This is a genomic window from Falsiroseomonas oryzae (genome assembly GCF_027856955.1).
GTDB classification, from domain to species: Bacteria; Pseudomonadota; Alphaproteobacteria; order Acetobacterales; family Acetobacteraceae; genus Falsiroseomonas; species Falsiroseomonas oryzae.
The window spans coordinates 1-14634 of record NZ_JAPSMD010000103.1; the positions used below are offsets into that span (position 1 = coordinate 1).

The 14634-nt window shown below is 72.8% G+C and carries 17 protein-coding genes and 1 tRNA gene; 6 read left to right on the top strand and 12 right to left on the bottom strand.

Annotation, left to right across the window (positions count from 1 at the left end; genetic code table 11):
* From OZN99_RS12470 to OZN99_RS12485, 4 genes are all read right to left on the bottom strand, one after another.
* On the bottom strand, positions 1–329 hold a 329-nt coding region (locus tag OZN99_RS12470; RefSeq protein ID WP_270935567.1), incomplete at its 3' end, for a MarR family winged helix-turn-helix transcriptional regulator.
* A gap of 466 nt (positions 330–795) precedes the next feature.
* Complete coding sequence (locus tag OZN99_RS12475; protein ID WP_270935569.1) at positions 796–957, bottom strand: hypothetical protein; 162 nt, start codon at positions 955–957, stop codon at positions 796–798.
* Complete coding sequence (locus OZN99_RS12480) at positions 954–1085, bottom strand: hypothetical protein (protein WP_270935570.1); 132 nt, start codon at positions 1083–1085, stop codon at positions 954–956. Before OZN99_RS12480 ends, OZN99_RS12475 begins: the two co-directional genes overlap by 4 nt.
* Complete coding sequence (locus tag OZN99_RS12485; protein WP_270935571.1) at positions 1082–2041, bottom strand: tripartite tricarboxylate transporter substrate-binding protein; 960 nt, start codon at positions 2039–2041, stop codon at positions 1082–1084. The genes OZN99_RS12480 and OZN99_RS12485 overlap by 4 nt, the downstream gene beginning before the upstream one ends.
* Positions 2042–2417: 376 nt before the next feature.
* Here OZN99_RS12485 and OZN99_RS12490 point away from each other — a divergent pair, with 376 nt between their 5' ends.
* Genes OZN99_RS12490 through OZN99_RS12505 form a run of 4 tightly spaced genes read left to right on the top strand, consistent with a single transcriptional unit; the run spans position 2418 to position 5791 of the window.
* On the top strand, positions 2418–3503 hold the full coding sequence (locus OZN99_RS12490; RefSeq protein WP_270935572.1) for a methionine ABC transporter ATP-binding protein: 1086 nt from the start codon (positions 2418–2420) through the stop codon (positions 3501–3503).
* Complete coding sequence (locus OZN99_RS12495; RefSeq protein WP_270935573.1) at positions 3500–4162, top strand: methionine ABC transporter permease; 663 nt, start codon at positions 3500–3502, stop codon at positions 4160–4162. The genes OZN99_RS12490 and OZN99_RS12495 overlap by 4 nt, the downstream gene beginning before the upstream one ends.
* 16 nt (positions 4163–4178) lie before the next feature.
* Positions 4179–4976 (top strand): MetQ/NlpA family ABC transporter substrate-binding protein, encoded by a 798-nt coding sequence (locus OZN99_RS12500; protein ID WP_270935574.1) that lies wholly within the window; start codon positions 4179–4181, stop codon positions 4974–4976.
* An 11-nt stretch (positions 4977–4987) separates the two neighbouring features.
* On the top strand, positions 4988–5791 hold the full coding sequence (locus OZN99_RS12505; protein ID WP_270935575.1) for a MetQ/NlpA family ABC transporter substrate-binding protein: 804 nt from the start codon (positions 4988–4990) through the stop codon (positions 5789–5791).
* 24 nt (positions 5792–5815) lie between these two features.
* Here OZN99_RS12505 and OZN99_RS12510 read toward each other — a convergent pair whose 3' ends face one another.
* The 7 genes from OZN99_RS12510 to OZN99_RS12540 form a co-directional block, all read right to left on the bottom strand.
* A complete protein-coding gene (locus OZN99_RS12510; protein WP_270935576.1) occupies positions 5816–6781 on the bottom strand; it encodes a Bug family tripartite tricarboxylate transporter substrate binding protein in 966 nt (321 codons plus the stop codon).
* 17 nt (positions 6782–6798) lie between these two features.
* A complete protein-coding gene (locus tag OZN99_RS12515; protein WP_270935577.1) occupies positions 6799–7620 on the bottom strand; it encodes an ABC transporter permease in 822 nt (273 codons plus the stop codon).
* Positions 7613–8368 (bottom strand): ABC transporter ATP-binding protein, encoded by a 756-nt coding sequence (locus OZN99_RS12520; protein ID WP_270935578.1) that lies wholly within the window; start codon positions 8366–8368, stop codon positions 7613–7615. Before OZN99_RS12520 ends, OZN99_RS12515 begins: the two co-directional genes overlap by 8 nt.
* Positions 8365–9372 carry an ABC transporter substrate-binding protein gene (locus OZN99_RS12525; RefSeq protein WP_270935579.1) on the bottom strand — a complete coding sequence of 336 codons (1008 nt, stop codon included), beginning with the start codon at positions 9370–9372 and terminating at the stop codon, positions 8365–8367. Before OZN99_RS12525 ends, OZN99_RS12520 begins: the two co-directional genes overlap by 4 nt.
* Positions 9369–10199: a TauD/TfdA dioxygenase family protein gene (locus tag OZN99_RS12530; RefSeq protein ID WP_270935580.1), complete on the bottom strand. Its 831-nt coding sequence runs from the start codon at positions 10197–10199 to the stop codon at positions 9369–9371. The genes OZN99_RS12525 and OZN99_RS12530 overlap by 4 nt, the downstream gene beginning before the upstream one ends.
* Before the next feature lie 217 nt (positions 10200–10416).
* Positions 10417–11349: an NAD-dependent epimerase/dehydratase family protein gene (locus OZN99_RS12535; protein WP_270935581.1), complete on the bottom strand. Its 933-nt coding sequence runs from the start codon at positions 11347–11349 to the stop codon at positions 10417–10419.
* The gene (locus OZN99_RS12540; protein WP_270935582.1) at positions 11333–12313 is read right to left on the bottom strand and encodes a Bug family tripartite tricarboxylate transporter substrate binding protein; all 981 of its coding nucleotides are present in this window, start codon (positions 12311–12313) and stop codon (positions 11333–11335) included. Before OZN99_RS12540 ends, OZN99_RS12535 begins: the two co-directional genes overlap by 17 nt.
* Positions 12314–12554: 241 nt before the next feature.
* On the opposite strand from OZN99_RS12540, the gene OZN99_RS12545 reads away from it, so the two are divergent.
* Entirely contained in the window at positions 12555–13532 is a 978-nt protein-coding gene (locus tag OZN99_RS12545) for a Bug family tripartite tricarboxylate transporter substrate binding protein (RefSeq protein ID WP_270935583.1), read from the top strand.
* Positions 13529–14338 (top strand): alpha/beta fold hydrolase, encoded by an 810-nt coding sequence (locus OZN99_RS12550; protein ID WP_270935584.1) that lies wholly within the window; start codon positions 13529–13531, stop codon positions 14336–14338. The genes OZN99_RS12545 and OZN99_RS12550 overlap by 4 nt, the downstream gene beginning before the upstream one ends.
* Positions 14339–14516: 178 nt before the next feature.
* Here OZN99_RS12550 and OZN99_RS12555 read toward each other — a convergent pair.
* Positions 14517–14593: transfer RNA gene (locus OZN99_RS12555), tRNA-Met, on the bottom strand.
* Between the last annotated feature and the right edge of the window lie 41 nt (positions 14594–14634).

A 14634-nucleotide genomic window follows, 5' to 3' on the forward strand; every position in this document is an offset into this window, starting at 1 on the left:
GCCATGGCGACCCCGGCCTCGGTCAGCACAAGGCCGCTGGCGCGCGCGTCGCGCGGGTCGGGCTGGCGGCGCAGCAGGCGCTTGCGCTCCAGCGCGGCGACGGTGTCGCTCGCGGTGGGGCGGGTGACGGCGAGTTGCTCGGCCACCTCGGAGACGCGCAGCGCCGGGCGGGCCGCGACCAGGGCCAGGGCCTGGGCCTGGGTGGGCGTCAGCCCATGCGCCTCTGCCAGCCGCCACTGGCCGGCCCGCAACGCGACGGACAGGCGCGCCAGCCCGGTGGCAAGGCGGCGCGGAATGGGCTCGGACAGGCTGTCGAACACGGCGGTCATGGGATCGATTATGAGTAGGAGTCCTAATCAGTCAACCCCGTCATTCCGGCACGGCCTGGGCAGCGCCGGCAGCGTCGAGCTGCCCCATCCGGACGACGACCGGCAGCGGCGCCACCTCGCTGACCGCCGGCATGTCGCCTGCGATGATGCTGCTGCCGCATTCGCCGACCACGCGCGAAGGCCAGCCGAAGCCCGGGCTCGGCCCCGCACCCGGAGATGCGTGGCCGCGGCAGGAGCGCGCAGGTCGCGACGCCGGCCGAATTGCTTGCGGCGTCCGCCAGCCCCGCCTTGCCGGGCGTCCTCGGCGAAGCCGCGCGCCGTCCCAGAAAAAAAGCGGCCGGGCCTCGAAAGGCCTGGCCGAGTTGATAGGGAGGAAACGCCAGTCATGTCGCCATGACGGGCCGGCCTGCGCCGGCCGCTCCGCCGGCGACGGGCGGAGCTCTTGGCCGCTATCGGCGGCAGCGGATCACGGTGCGAGCGCGAGGCACAGGGCGAGGTCGTCGTCGGCACGCGGCGTGAGCGCGGCCGTGGCCGTGGCCGTGGCCGTGACCACCGCCATCGCACCGAGGACGAGAGCCAGCAGCGCGAGCCCTTCCGGGGACAGCAAACCGAGCATCACCACGCTCATCCGATGCGTCCGAGCCCGGAGAGAACGAGCACGATCGCCATGCCGGCCAGCAACGCGCCGCCGCGCAGCAGCATCAGCGCCCATGGCGCATGGCGGCGGATCGCGCTGCCGCTGCGCGCCGTGCTCATGCCGCTTCCGGCCGCAGGCCGACGGCGCGGGCGACGGCGGCGAAGCGCGCGGCCGTCTCGTGCAGCACCGCGCCGAAGGGTTCCGGCCCAAGACCCGGCGTGTCGAAGCCCAGCGCCGCGAGGCGGGACTGCACCGTGGCCTCCCGCAACGCCGTCGCGCTGGCCGCATGCAGCGCGGCGATCACCGGCGCGGGCGTCCCGACGGGGGCGAGGACGCCGATCCAGGTCTCGGCGGCGAAGCCGGGCGCGACCGCCTCGGCGAAGCTCGGCAGACCCGGCGCGGCGGCGTTGCGCGCGGGGCCGGTGACACCGAGGCCGACCAGGCGTCCGTCGCGGATCTGCTCGATCGCCGCCCCGAGCGTGACGATCCCGGCATCGAGCTGGCCGCCGAGCAGGTCCGCGATGAGCGGCCCGCCGCCGCGATAGGCGATGTGCTCCGGCCGGCCGCCGATCGCGATGCCGAGCAGTTCGGATGCGAAATGCTGGGAGGAGTTGAGGCCCGGCACGCCGACATTGACCGCCCGTCCTCCGCGCAGCCGCGTGGCATAGGCGGCGGCGTCGGCGATGCCGGAGCGGGGATGGGTCACCAGCACCTGCGGCGCGGCGGCGCCGAGCAGCACCGGCGCGAGACCTGGCAGCAGCGGTGTCGCACCCGGCGGGGGCACGGCCTCGATCGCGACGAGGGTGTCGTTGGTGATGAGCAGCGTCTGGCCGTCTGCCGGCGCGCGGATCGCCGTGCTGGTGCCGAGGCGGGAGGCCGCGCCGCCGATGTTCTCGATCACGACCGGCTGGCCGAGCGCGGCCGCCAGCGCGGGCGTGAAGGCGCGCGCAAAGGCATCCACGCCGCCACCGGGCGGGAAGGGAACGATGGCACGCAGAGGGCGCCCGGCCTGCGCCAGGCACGGCGTCACCGCGAGCGTGGCGGCGGCGGCGAGCAGATGGCGACGGGCGAGCATGGGCGCGGTCCTTCGTTGAAAGCGCTGCGGTAGCATCCCTGGCGGATTCTACGTTCTGAGTCGAGTCTTTTTTAAATCCACGTTCTATGATGCGCCGCCACGACAAACAGCACCCTTCTCTGCGTGCCGCCAGGCGGTCCGGGCGGAGGTTCACCCCCTCTCAACCCCATGAAAATAAGATGCAATTGCTCGACATCACACCAGCCAGGGAAGCGATTTGTTTTTTGCGATATGATGTCGTGTTTTATGTTGACGCCTATGCTTCGGCCCGTAGTTAGGGGGCCGTGTCCAGCCCTTCGCGCCGCCCCCATTCGCCCGAGCAACACCAAGCGGGCGGCCCCCGCCAGCGCCGCCGCCGGCCGTGCGCCTGACCCCGATGGCAAGCCATCGTCCCCTGCCGCGCGTTCCGCTGCCGGGGCAGCCGGACCGCCCGGCCCCCGACGCCATCGCCCTCGACGGCGTCTCACGACGCTTCCCCGGCGGCGCCGTTGCGCTGGATGAGGTCTCGCTGGCGGTCCGCGAGGGAGAGGTGTTCGGCATCGTCGGCCGTTCCGGCGCCGGCAAGTCCACCCTCATCCGCACCGTAAACCTGCTGGAACGGCCGGATGCGGGTGCGGTCCGCGTGCTCGGCCTGGACATGCTGGCGCTCGACGATGCCGGGCTCCGCGCGGCGCGGCGCAGCACCGGCATGGTCTTCCAGCACTTCAACCTGCACACGCGGCGCACCGTCGCCGAGAACGTCGCCTTCCCGCTCGAGGTCGCCGGCATCCCCACAGCCGAGCGTCGCGCACGCATCGCCGAGTTGCTGCCGCTGGTCGGGCTGGAGGCGAAGCGCGACGCCTATCCCGCGCAGCTCTCGGGCGGCCAGAAGCAGCGCGTCGGCATCGCGCGTGCTCTCGCCTCGCGGCCGCGCATCCTGCTCTGCGACGAGGCGACCAGCGCGCTCGATCCGGAGACGACGCGCGATATCCTGGCCCTGATCGGCGACCTGCGCGACCGGCTGGACCTCACCGTGCTGCTCATCACGCACGAGATGGCCGTGGTGAAGGCGATCTGCGACCGCGTGGCCGTCATGGAGGCCGGACGCATCATCGAGGAAGGACGCGTCTTCGACGTCTTCACGCGCCCCGCACATCCGACGACGCGCAGCTTCGTCGCGGAGGTCATCGGCCTCGACGTGCCGGAGGCGACCCTAGCCCGCATGCCGCCGCCGCCGCCGGGCACGATCCGGCGGCTGGCGCAAGTGCTGTTCACCGGCCCGCACGCGACCTGCCCCCTGGTGAGCGAGGCCAGCCGGCGCTTCGACCTCGATATCAACATCGTCTCCGGCCGCGTGGACGAGATCGCCGGCGAGCCCTTCGGCGTCATGGCATTGGCCGCCGGCGGCAGCGCCGGGCAGGTCGGGGCGGCCTTCGCCTGGATGCGCGAGCTCGGCCTCATCGTGCAGGAGCTCGACCGATGAGCTGGCTCAGCCCTACCCTGCAGGTTCTCCTTGTTGAAGCGCTGTGGGAGACGGTGGTGATGGTCGGCGCCTCGGCCGCCATCGCGGTTGCCTTCGGCCTGCCGCTCGCGCTGCTGCTGCATGTGACGGCGCCGGGCGGGCTCAGCCCGAACGCGCTGCTCAACCGCCCGCTCGGCCTTGTGGTGAACGCCACGCGCTCCACGCCCTTCATCATCCTGATGGTGGCGATCGTGCCCTTCACGCGGCTCGTCGCCGGCACCTCGATCGGCACCGGCGCGGCCATCGTGCCGCTGGCGCTTGCCGCCACCGCCTTTCTCGCCCGCCTGTTCGAGAACGCGCTGCGCGAGGTGGACCGCGGCGTGATCGAGGCCGCGCGCGCCATGGGTGCGACGCGCCTTCAGATCGTCGTCAAGGTTCTGGTGCCGGAGGCGCTGCCGGGCCTGGTCGCGGCGACCACCGTCGCGCTCGTCTCGCTGGTCGGCTTCTCCGCCATGGCGGGCGCGGTCGGCGGCGGCGGGCTCGGCGATCTCGGCATCCGCTTCGGCTACCAGCGCTTCATGCCGGAGGTGATGGCGACCGTCGTCGTCATCCTGATCCTGTTCGTGCAGGGCCTCCAGTCGCTCGGCGACTGGCTGGTCCGCCGCCTCTCCCACCGCTGATGGAGTGCCTGTCCCGATGATCCCTCGTCGCGTCCTTGTCGCCGCCGCGCTGGCGACGCCCTTCGCCGCTCGCGCGCAGGAGATCGGTAGCGCGCAGCGTCCTTTGCGCATCGGCGTCACCGCCGGCCCGCATGCGCAGGTGATGGAGAAGGTGCGCGAGGTCGCGGCCCGCGACGGGCTCGCGCTGCGGATCGTGGAGTTCTCCGACTTCATCCAGCCCAATGCGGCACTGGCGGCGGGCGACCTCGATGCCAACAGCTACCAGCACCAGCCCTTCCTGGATCAGCAGGTGCGCGACCGGCGCCTGCCGCTGGTGAGCGTGGCGAAGACGCTGGTCTTCCCGATGGGCGTCTATTCGCGGCGCCACCGGAACCTCGCCGCCATCCCGGCCGGCGGGCGCATCGCCATCCCCAACGACCCGACCAATGGCGGCCGCGCGCTGGTGCTGCTGGCAGCGCACGGCGCATTCAGCCTGCGGGCTGGCGCCGATTTCCGCGCGACCGTCGCCGACGTGACGGAGAACCCGCGCCGGCTGCGCATCGTCGAGCTGGAGGCCGCGCAGCTGCCCCGCGCGCTGGACGAGGTCGAGGCCGCGGCGATCAACACCAACTTCGCCATCCCCGCCGGCCTCAACCCCGTGCGCGACGCGATCGCGCTGGAAAGCGCGGAAAGTCCCTATGCCAACCTGATCGCCGTCCGCCAGCAGGATCGCGACGCGCCCTGGGTGCGGCGCCTGGTCGCCGCCTACCAGACGCAGGAGGTGAAGGATTTCGTCCAGGCGACCTTCCAGGGCGCCGTGGTGCCCGCCTTCTGAGGAGAGAGCCGATGCTCCGCCGTTCCGTCCTGAGCCTGCCCGCGCTGATCCTGCCCGGCCTCGCGGCCGCGCAGCCGGCGGAGCTCGGCACCGCCGCGCGTCCCGTCCGCGTCGGCGTCACCCAGGGCGTGCACGCCCAGACCTTCGAGAAGGTGCGCGAAGTGCTGGCGCGCGAGGGCTTCGTCACGCGCGGCATCGAGTTCGGCGACTTCATCCAGCCGAATGCGGCTCTTGCCGCCGGAGACCTCGACGCGAACGCCTATCAGCACCTGCCCTTCCTGGAGGCACAGAGGGCGCAGCGCGGCTACGACTTCGTGCCGGTCGGCCGCACCGTGCTGACGCTGATGGGCGTCTTCTCCCGCCGCCACCGCAGCCTCGACGCGCTGCCGGCCGGCGCGCGCATCGCGATCCCGAACGACCCGACCAACGGCGGCCGCGCGCTGCTGCTGCTGGCCAAGGCCGGCGCCTTCCGCCTGCGCCCTGGCGTGGACCATCGCGCCACGGTCGCCGACATCGCGGAGAACCCGAAGCGCATCCGCATCGTGGAACTCGAAGCGGCTTCCATCGTGCGGGCGCTGGAGGACGTGGACGCCGCCGCGATCACCGGCAACTTCGCCGTCCCCGCCGGCCTGAACCCGCTGCGCGACGCGCTGACGCGCGAGACGGAGCAGAGCGTCTACACCGTGCTGGTCGTCGTGCGCCGGCGCGACGAGCAGGCGCCCTGGGCGCGCCGCCTCGCCCAGGGCTACGCGCACCCCGAGGTGCGGACCTTCGTGCAGGACACCTTCGGCGGTGCGGTGATCCCGGGCGCGTGAGCGCCCGGGACCGCCGCGCGCGGCCTACTCGCCGCGGATCCCGAAGCGGCGAACCACCTCGGCGAAGCGCGCGGCATCGGCGCGGATGGCCTCGGACAGCGCCTCCGGCGCCTCGTCCGTCGGCTCGACGCCGAGCCCGGCCAGGCGCTCCGCGATGTCGGGCCTGCGCAGCCCGGCGCGGTTCGCGGCGTTGATCCGCGCGGCGATGGCCGGGTCGGTGCCGGGCGGCGCGACCAGACCGTGCCAGCCGACCACGCTGAACGCGCCGAGCCCGACCTCGCGCAGCGTCGGCACGTCGGGCAGCGCGGTGGTGCGCGCGTCGGGGCTCACCCAGAACGCCTTCAGCCGCCCGCCGCGAACGTGGTCGGTCACCGCGCCGATGTTGATCACCACGCCCTGCAGCTGGCCCGCCAGCAGGTCGTTCACCGCCAGCGCGCCGCCGCGATAGGGCACGTGGGTCCAGTTCGTGTCGGTTGCGCGGCTCAGCTGCTCGACCAGCAGGTGGGCAAGGCTTGCATTGCCCGGCGTGCCGACCGCGGGCGGACGGCTGCGCGCCGCCTCGACCCAGGAAGCAAAGTCGGTCGCCGGGTGATCGGCGCGCACGACGAAGATCTGCGGCACGCGCACGCTGCGGTGGATCGGCGCAAAGCCGAGGGGATCGAAGCCCAGCCGCGGCGTCACGGCGCCGGTGATGGACAGCGTGTCCGACCCGGCGAGGATCGTGTAGCCGTCGGGCGCCGCCCGCGCCGCCGCGGCATAGCCGATGTTGGACCCACCGCCCGGCACGTTCTCCACCTGCACGGTCTGGCCGAGCGCCTCGGTCAGGGCGCGGGCCGACAGGCGCGCAACGATATCCTGGCTGCCGCCGGGCGCCACCGGCACGATGAGCCGGATGGTCCGCTCCGGCCAGGCGGCCCGGGCGGGCCGCAGCGCCGGCAGGGCGAGAGTCGCGGCGAGCAGGGCGCGGCGGGTGGCGAAGGGCACGGTCATGTCTCCCGGTGCTGTCGTCAGCGTTGCAGGCCCCAGCGGCGGACGGTGCGCGCTTCCACCACGCGGAAGACCACGCCCTCCACCACGAGGCCGATGAGGATCACGGCGAGCAGCCCGGCGAAGACCTCGTCGATCTGCAGGTTGTTCCGCCGCTCGAAGACGAACCATCCGAGCCCGCCGGAGCGCGAGGAGGCGCCGAAGACCAGCTCGGCGGCGATCAGCGTCCGCCAGGCGAAGGCCCAGCCGATCTTGAGCCCGGCGATGATCGCCGGGAGTGCGGCCGGCGCCAGGATGCGCAGCGTTAGCTGCCAGCCCCGCAGGCCGAGGTTCTCGCCCACGCGCCGCAGCGTCGGCGGGATGGCCTGCACCCCGGCATGCGCGTTCAGCGCGACGGCCCAGAGCACGGAATGGGTGATGACGAAGACGAGGCTCGGCGTGCCGAGCCCGAACCAGAGCAGCGCGAGCGGCAGCAGCGCGATCGCCGGCAGCGGGTTGAACATCGCGGTCAGCGTCGCGAGCATCTCGCTGCCGAAGGCGCTGGCCACCGCGAACAGGACGAGCAGCGTCGCCAGCAGCAGCCCCGCGCCGTAGCCTAGCGCCAGCACCTCGAGCGAGGCGGCGGCGCGAGCCGGCAGCTCGCCCGTCATGGTCAGCCGCCAGAAGGCGGCGAGCGTGTCGGTCAGCGTCGGGAAGACGAGGTCATTGGCGATCCAGCGCCCGTAGCCTTCCCAGGCCAGCGCCAGCACCAGCAGCACGCCGAGGCGGCGCAGCGCCGGGCGCCAGTCGCGCGGCATGGCGGGGACGGCCGCACGAGGCGCGGCGGTGGCGGCGTCAAACAAGGGCCGCCTCCTCCTCCGGCAGGAGAAGGCCGCGCAGCTCGGCCTGCAGCGCGGCGCGTCCCGCTTCGTCCTCGGGCACGTCCAGCATGGCGCGCAGCCGCCCGGGATGCGGCGAGAGGACGAGGACGCGGCTGCCGACCAGCACCGCCTCCTCGATCGAATGCGTCACGAAGAGCAGGGTGAAGCCGTGCTCCCGCCACAGCCGCAGCAGCTCCTCCTGCATGCGGCGCCGGGTCAGGGCGTCAAGCGCCGCGAAGGGCTCGTCCATCAGCAGCAGGCGCGGGCGGGCGGCCAGCGCGCGGGCGATGGCGACGCGCATCTTCATGCCGCCCGAGAGGGTGTGCGGGAAGGCATCCTCGAAGCCAGCGAGGCCAACCTGGCGCACCAGCAGCGCGGCGCGGCGCGCCGCTTCCTCCGTCGCGACGCCCGCCAGGCGCAGCGGATACGCGATGTTCGCCGCGACGCTCTTCCAGGGCAGCAGCTGGTCGAACTCCTGGAAGACCATCATGCGGTCGGGACCGGGGCGGGAGACCGGCACGCCGTCCAGCAGCACGCGCCCCTCGCCCGGCCGCAGGAAGCCGGCGACGGCGGCGAGCAGCGTGGACTTGCCGCAGCCCGAGGGCCCGACCAGCACCAGCCGCTCGCCCTCGGCGACGTCGAAGCCGAGGCGCTCCACCGCCGTCACCGGACGGCGCGGCGTGCCGAAGCGGATGGTGACGCCGTCGAGGGCGAGGACTGGTGCGCTCACGAGCCGGCCCAGGCGTGGGCCTCGGGGAAGAACAGCTCCTGCCAGCCCGCCATCCGCACCGGCACCTGGCCGGTGCGGTGCTGGAACTCGGCGAAGCGCGTCACGCCCTCGGGCGCCGAGGTGAAGCGGTGGTCGGGATGGCGGATCAGCTCCTCGATGAACTCCACGGTTTGCGACGCACGCTCGGCCCGCACGTAGAGCTCCGCCGCCGCGCGCGGATTGGCGATGATCCAGGCATTCGCGGCGGCTTGCGCGTTCAGCAGGGCGCGCAGCGTGCGCGGGTTTGCGTCGCGCCAGCGCTGCGTGGCGTAGAGCAGCGTGACGCTGTGTGGCCCGCCGGTGACCTCGTAGGAGGAGAGCACGCGGCGGATGCCCGGCTGCTGCAGCTGCTGGTTCTGGAAGGGCGGGTTGCCGAAATGCGCGGTGATTTCCGTCCGCCCTCCGAGCAGCGCGGCGGTCGCATCCGGATGCGGCAGGCTGACGGTGAGCGGATCGAGCCGCGCGTGCTGGCCCGCGCCGAAGGCCTGCTCGGCCGCCATCTGCAGCGTGATCGCCTGGAAGGAGACGCGCACCGCGGGCAGCGCGATACGGTCGGCCTGCGTGAAGTCGCGGATGGTCTGCACCGCCGGGTTGCGCGTGTTGAGCCAGAGCGGCGCCGCCACCAGCGACGAGATGGCGTGCACCCGGAGGTTCGCGCGCGAGCGCGCCCATAGCAGCACGACGGGCGGGATGCCGGCGGAGGCGATGTCGAGCCCGCCCGAGAGCAGCGCGTCGTTCATCGCAGCGCCGCCACTGACCTGCACCCAGGTGAGGTTCGGCTCCGGCAGACCGAGCGCCCGGGCCTCACGCTCGATCAGCTTCTGCTCGCGCATCACCGTCAGCGGCAGGTAGGTGATGCCGAACTGCACGGCGATGCGCAGCTCCCGCGCTTCCTGCGCCAGGGCGGAGCGCGCGAAGACGGCGGTGCCGGCGCCGGCCAGCAGCGTCTGGCGTCGCGTGATCATGCCGCGAGCCTCCCGCCCTTGACGGTGACGCGCGATCCGCTGCGGACCTGCGGGAAGTAGTCCCAGATCGCCAGGTGCTGCACCGCACGGTTGTCCCAGAACGCCACCGAATGCGGCTGCCACTGGAAGCGGATCTGGAAGTCCGGCTTCTCGCTGTGCTCGAACAGGAAGCGCAGCACCGCATCGCTCTCCTCCTCCGGCAGCTCGTTGATGCGGTAGGTGAAGAGGCGGTTCACGTAGAGCCCGCGCCGGCCGGAGATCGGGTGGCGGATCACCACGGGGTGGTTGGCGCTGGGGAAGACGCGGCCGGTGTCGTCCACGCCTTCCAGCCGGTTGCGCTTGCGGTAGTTGCGCTCGCCGGAGTGGAAGGCGGTCAGCGCCTCCAGGTAGGTCTTCATGCGCGGCGACAGCGCGTCGTAGGCGGCGCCGAGGCTGGCAAAGAGCGTGTCCCCGCCGGATGGCGGCACGGTGTGGAGATGCAGGATGGAGCCGAGCGGCGGCTCCTGCCGGCAGGAGACGTCGCTGTGCCATTTCTCTCCGGCGATCATCTTGCTGTTCGCGTCGGCGTGGATCGGCAGGATCTCCGGATGGCCCTCGGGGCCTGGCGTGTTCGGGTGGATGTCGAGCTCGCCGAAGTAGCGGCCGAAGCGCTTCTGGCTGTCGAAGTCGAAGCGCTGGTCGCGGAAGAACAGCACGCCGAACTCACCCAGCGCGGTGTGCAGCTCCGCGACCTGGCGGTTGGTGAGCGGGCGCGTGATGTCGAGGTCGCGCACCTCCGCCCCGAGATGCGGCGAGACAGGACGAAGGTTCAGCGTGTCGTAGGCCATGGAGGGGATCCCCTGCGCAATGAGCGTCGTCGCAGGGAAGAGAGAAGATTTTACTATCATGAGTCAACTTGCAGCCATTGAGAAGATGTTTTTTCTACAGACTCTCATGAATGGTCGACTGACATCTCCCTTCGCCCTCCATGCGAAGCGCGAACATTCGGCCATCGGTTCGCCCGGCTTGGCCCTGACGCCGTACCGGCGCGGCCGTTGGTCCTCATCAGCCCGGGGCGTCGCCCGCGCCGGTGGCCAGCACGGCGCCGAGATCGGCGTCGGTCACGCCGTCGAGGAAGGCCGGATGCCGCGTGGCGAGCCGCCGAGGCCAGCCGGCGATTAGGCGCTCCACCGACGGGTCCGGGGCGAAGCGCAGGAGGTGCCGTGCAGCCGTGCCGCCCGCCTCCAGCGCGGCGAGCATGGCCTCGCCCGACACCGCGAGCGACGGGAGATGCAGAAGTGGTGCGGGCAGGGATGGGGCGAGGGCGGCACGGCAGGCCAGCGCCACCGCGGCGCGCACCGAGGCGACGGGCAGGTCCCGATCCGCCGGCAGCGGCGCGACGAAGGCCCGCCCGGCGCGGGCGTGCAGCACGAGGTCGGACAGGTACCCCGCGCCCGGCGCGCCGGACCGCGTCGTGCGGAGGATCGAGATCGGCAGGCGCAGGGCGACGCCCTTGACCTCGCCGCGGCGCGTCGCCTCGGCGACCAGCAGCTCCGCCACCGCCTTCGTCATGCCGTAGGTGCTGGCGGGTCTCGGCGCGCTCGCCTCGTCCGGCTCCGCGACGCCGCCGGCCAGCACCGCGACGGAGGAGAGCAGAACGAGGCGCGGCGGACACGCCAGCCCGCGGCACCAGCCGAGGACGGCGCGCGTGCCCTCGACGTTGATGGCCCAGGCGGCGGCCGGATCGGCCTGGCTCGCCTGGCTCGTGATCGCCGCCGCGTGGATGATCGAGTCCGCAGCGTAGCCGGGCGGCAGCAGACGGCCGATGGCCGCGACGTCGCCCGTCACGGAGCGGAACGGGCCCTCCGCCGGCGCGCGGTCCAGCACCGTCACCTCCGCGACACCCGGCATGCCGGCCAGCGCGGCGGCGATGCGACCACCGAGGAAGCCGGCGCCGCCGGTGACGAGGATGCGCGCGCCGCTACTCGGCGCGGACATTCGCGGTCCGGATCACCTCCGCCCAGCGGCGGACATCCTCGGCGAGGAAGGCGGCGAAGGGCGCCGCCTCGCGCAGGTTGGGCGCCATGCCGAGCCGTGTCGTCTCCGCGATCACCTCAGGCTTGCGCATCGCCTGGCCGACCAGCTCGCGGTAGCGCGCGAGCGCCGGCGCCGGGACGCCGGCGGGGGCGAAGAGCGCGAGCCAGGCATCGGCCTCCACGCCCGGCACGCCGGCCTCCGCCAGCATCGGCAGCTGCGGCAGGTGCGGCGAGCGGTTGGGCGAGGCGACGGCGAGCGCGCGCAGCCGACCGCTGCGCACCTGCTCCAGCACCGTCGGCGTGGTGGCGAAGGAGACGTCCACATGCCCGCCCAGCATGTCCTGCAGCAGCGGCGCCGAGCCGCGGTAGGCGACATGCGTCATGTCGAGCCCGGTGCGCGCGCGGAACAGCTCGAGCGTCAGATGCGCCGCCGAGCCCTGCCCGGTCGAGCCGCACGACAGGCGCCCTGGCTGCGCGCGCAGCAGCGCCAGGAACTCCGGCACGTCGCGCGCCGGCAGCTCGTTGCGCACCACCAGGATGTGCTGCAGATCGGCAAGCCCCGCGACCGGCGCGAAGTCACGGATCGGGTCGTAGCCGCCGCCCTGCGGGATCAGCGAGACGTTGGTCGCATGCGTCTGGTTGTTGCCGAGCACGAGTTGCGTGCCGTCCGCGACACCCTGCGCGACGCGCCGCGTGCCGATCGCGCCGGCGCCGCCGGAGACGTTCTCGACGACCACGCCCTGGCCGAGTTCGCGCGCGATGTCCTGCGCGACGAGCCGCGCGAGCAGGTCGGTCGGCCCGCCCGCGGGATAGGGCACGACGATGGTGACGGGACGCGGCGGCACCCAGGCGCCAGGCTGCTGCTGCGCCCGGGCCGCGGCCGGCATGGCTGCGGCCAGCGCGATGAACTCGCGACGTCTGAACATGGCGTTCTTCCTGCCTGATTCGCCGGCCGAGGCTGCGTCGCGCCCGCGCCGGGTGCAAGGCGCGGCAGCAGCGGGGAAGGACGTTCCAAGCGCGGCACGCCATGGAGAAGCGGCTGCCGCGGCCGCGCCCCGCGGGACAAGGATCGCGCCCGCGCCGCAGGCTGCGTGCAAGGCGCCGCGGCTTCTGGGATGCTCGCGGCAACCGGCCCGGATACGGGCCTCAGAATGGGAGGGACCGACCATGCTTCCGCAGGGACTGAAGCGCCGCGCGTTGCTCGCCGCAGTCGCGGCGACACCGCTTCTGCCATCGATCGTGCGCGCGCAGGCCGACTGGCCGAACCGTCCGGTGCGCATCATCATTCCCTCGGCTGCCGGCGGCGCGGCGGATTTCATCGGCCGTACGCTCGGCCGCTTCCTCGAGCCGCATCTGCGTCAGCCGGTGGTGATCGATAACCGCGCCGGCGCCGGCGGGGTGCTGGGGACGGAGGCCGCGAAGCAGTCGGCGCCGGACGGATACACCTTCCTGGTCTCCACCAACTCCACCCATTCGGCGAACGAGTTCCTGTTCCGGCGCCTGCCCTACGATCCGGTGCGCGACTTCGCGCATGTCGGGCTGCTCGGCACCTTCGCGACCATCGCCGTCGTGCCGGCCGAGGCGCCCTACAAGTCGATCCCCGCCCTGGTCGCGTATGCGCGCGCGAATCCCGGGCGCGTCTTCTTCGGCTACTACTCCTCGTCCTCGCAGGTGCCGGCGGCATTGCTGAAGGCGCGGGCGGAGCTCGATGTCACGGGCGCCTCCTATCGCAACATCACGCAGATCGTCCCCGACCTGATCAGCGGGCAGATCCACTTCGCCTTCCTGGATGCGCTCTCGGCTGCGCCGGCGCTGCAATCCGGGCGCGTCGTGCCGATCGCCGTCTCCGCCGCGCGCCGCACCGTGCAGCACCCGGACCTGCCGACGGTCGCCGAGAGCATCCCGGGATTCGTCGTGGAGGGCTGGTTCGGCCTGACCGCGCCCGCCGGCACGCCGCGCCCGATCCTGGATCGCATGGGCGCGCTTCTGCGCGAGGCGGTCGCAGACCAGGCTGTCTCGGCCGCGCTGGTGCGCCAGGGCCTCACCCCGGGCTTCCTGCCTGCGGACGAGATGGACCGCTTCCTTGTCGCCGACCGGGAGCGCTGGCGGGACTGGGTGCGGATCGCCGGGATTCAGCCGGAGTGAGCCTCGCCCCTCCGCCGGGCCGCGTGCCGCCGGGGACACGCCGGGTTGTCCTCTCCCGCGGCGCGGTCTTCGTGGGGTCGGGCGTCGGCGTGCCGATTCTCTGCATCCCCGGCGGCTATCACGGGGCGTGGTGCTTCACACCTTGGCTCAAGCTCTTCGCGGAGGCCGGCATCGCCGCCGCCGCGCTGGAGCCGCGCGGCAAGGGCACGCTGGACGCAGCCGCCGATCCCGCGACCGGGGTGGAGGATTACGCGGCCGATGCCGTGGAGGCTGCCGCGGCGCTCGGCGGGCGCGTGGTGCTGCTCGGTCACAGTCTCGGCGCGCTGGTCGCGATGCGCGCGGCGGCGCGCATGGAGGGTGTCGCCGGCCTGCTGTTGGCGGCTCCCTCCCCGCCCGGCAACCTGCCGGAAGCGGCGCCGGTGCCGACGGTGCCGGAAGGCGCGTTGCTCCGCCCGCCGGTGGAGAAGGTGGTGGTCGCCCGCTATCTCGGCGGCATGCGGCCGGAGGGGCTGTCGGCCTATCGCGCTGCGCTATCGCCGGAATCGCCACGAGCGCTGAACGACCGCTATGCGCTGCGCATCCCCGTCGAGCCTGCCCGCCTCGCCGGCGTGCCTGTGCTCGTGCTGGAGGCCGGTCGCGACGATCCGGAGCGGCACCCGGCCGGCCAGGACGAGGCGATTGCGCGCTTCCTGGACGGGGCGCATCAGCTCCTGCCGGAGGCGCCGCATTGCCTCATGACCGGCCCTTGGGCTGTGGCGGGGGCAGCACCACTGATCGCATGGCACCGGACCCAACTTCAGCGGTGACGCCGGCATGAGGGCGGCAGCCTGCTCGGGTCGGATCTAGCGGTAGCCCGCACGGTCAGCCGAGCGACGGCCAGGGTGGTCGGAGTGGGGTCGAAATGGCCAATGCGGGCGGCGGCGATTGCGACCGCCGCTCAGCAGCCTGCTGAAAGTCTTGTGCTCAGGGGATCGTTGGTATCGTTGGATGCGGGGACAGGATTTGAACCTGTGACCTTCAGGTTATGAGCCTGACGAGCTACCGGGCTGCTCCACCCCGCGGAGGTGTTTGGTCTTGTCGTGTTGGATCCGGCGTGGTGGCC

Coding starts and splice junctions, on each gene's coding strand:
- OZN99_RS12525 (WP_270935579.1), bottom strand. CDS start 9,372: ATGATCACGCGACGCCAGACGCTGCTGGCCGGCGCCGGCACCGCCGTC.
- OZN99_RS12495 (WP_270935573.1), top strand. CDS start 3,500: ATGAGCTGGCTCAGCCCTACCCTGCAGGTTCTCCTTGTTGAAGCGCTG.
- OZN99_RS12545 (WP_270935583.1), top strand. CDS start 12,555: ATGCTTCCGCAGGGACTGAAGCGCCGCGCGTTGCTCGCCGCAGTCGCG.
- OZN99_RS12540 (WP_270935582.1), bottom strand. CDS start 12,313: ATGTTCAGACGTCGCGAGTTCATCGCGCTGGCCGCAGCCATGCCGGCC.
- OZN99_RS12530 (WP_270935580.1), bottom strand. CDS start 10,199: ATGGCCTACGACACGCTGAACCTTCGTCCTGTCTCGCCGCATCTCGGG.
- OZN99_RS12480 (WP_270935570.1), bottom strand. CDS start 1,085: ATGAGCACGGCGCGCAGCGGCAGCGCGATCCGCCGCCATGCGCCATGG.
- OZN99_RS12485 (WP_270935571.1), bottom strand. CDS start 2,041: ATGCTCGCCCGTCGCCATCTGCTCGCCGCCGCCGCCACGCTCGCGGTG.
- OZN99_RS12500 (WP_270935574.1), top strand. CDS start 4,179: ATGATCCCTCGTCGCGTCCTTGTCGCCGCCGCGCTGGCGACGCCCTTC.
- OZN99_RS12535 (WP_270935581.1), bottom strand. CDS start 11,349: ATGTCCGCGCCGAGTAGCGGCGCGCGCATCCTCGTCACCGGCGGCGCC.
- OZN99_RS12505 (WP_270935575.1), top strand. CDS start 4,988: ATGCTCCGCCGTTCCGTCCTGAGCCTGCCCGCGCTGATCCTGCCCGGC.
- OZN99_RS12490 (WP_270935572.1), top strand. CDS start 2,418: ATGGCAAGCCATCGTCCCCTGCCGCGCGTTCCGCTGCCGGGGCAGCCG.
- OZN99_RS12475 (WP_270935569.1), bottom strand. CDS start 957: ATGAGCGTGGTGATGCTCGGTTTGCTGTCCCCGGAAGGGCTCGCGCTG.
- OZN99_RS12510 (WP_270935576.1), bottom strand. CDS start 6,781: ATGACCGTGCCCTTCGCCACCCGCCGCGCCCTGCTCGCCGCGACTCTC.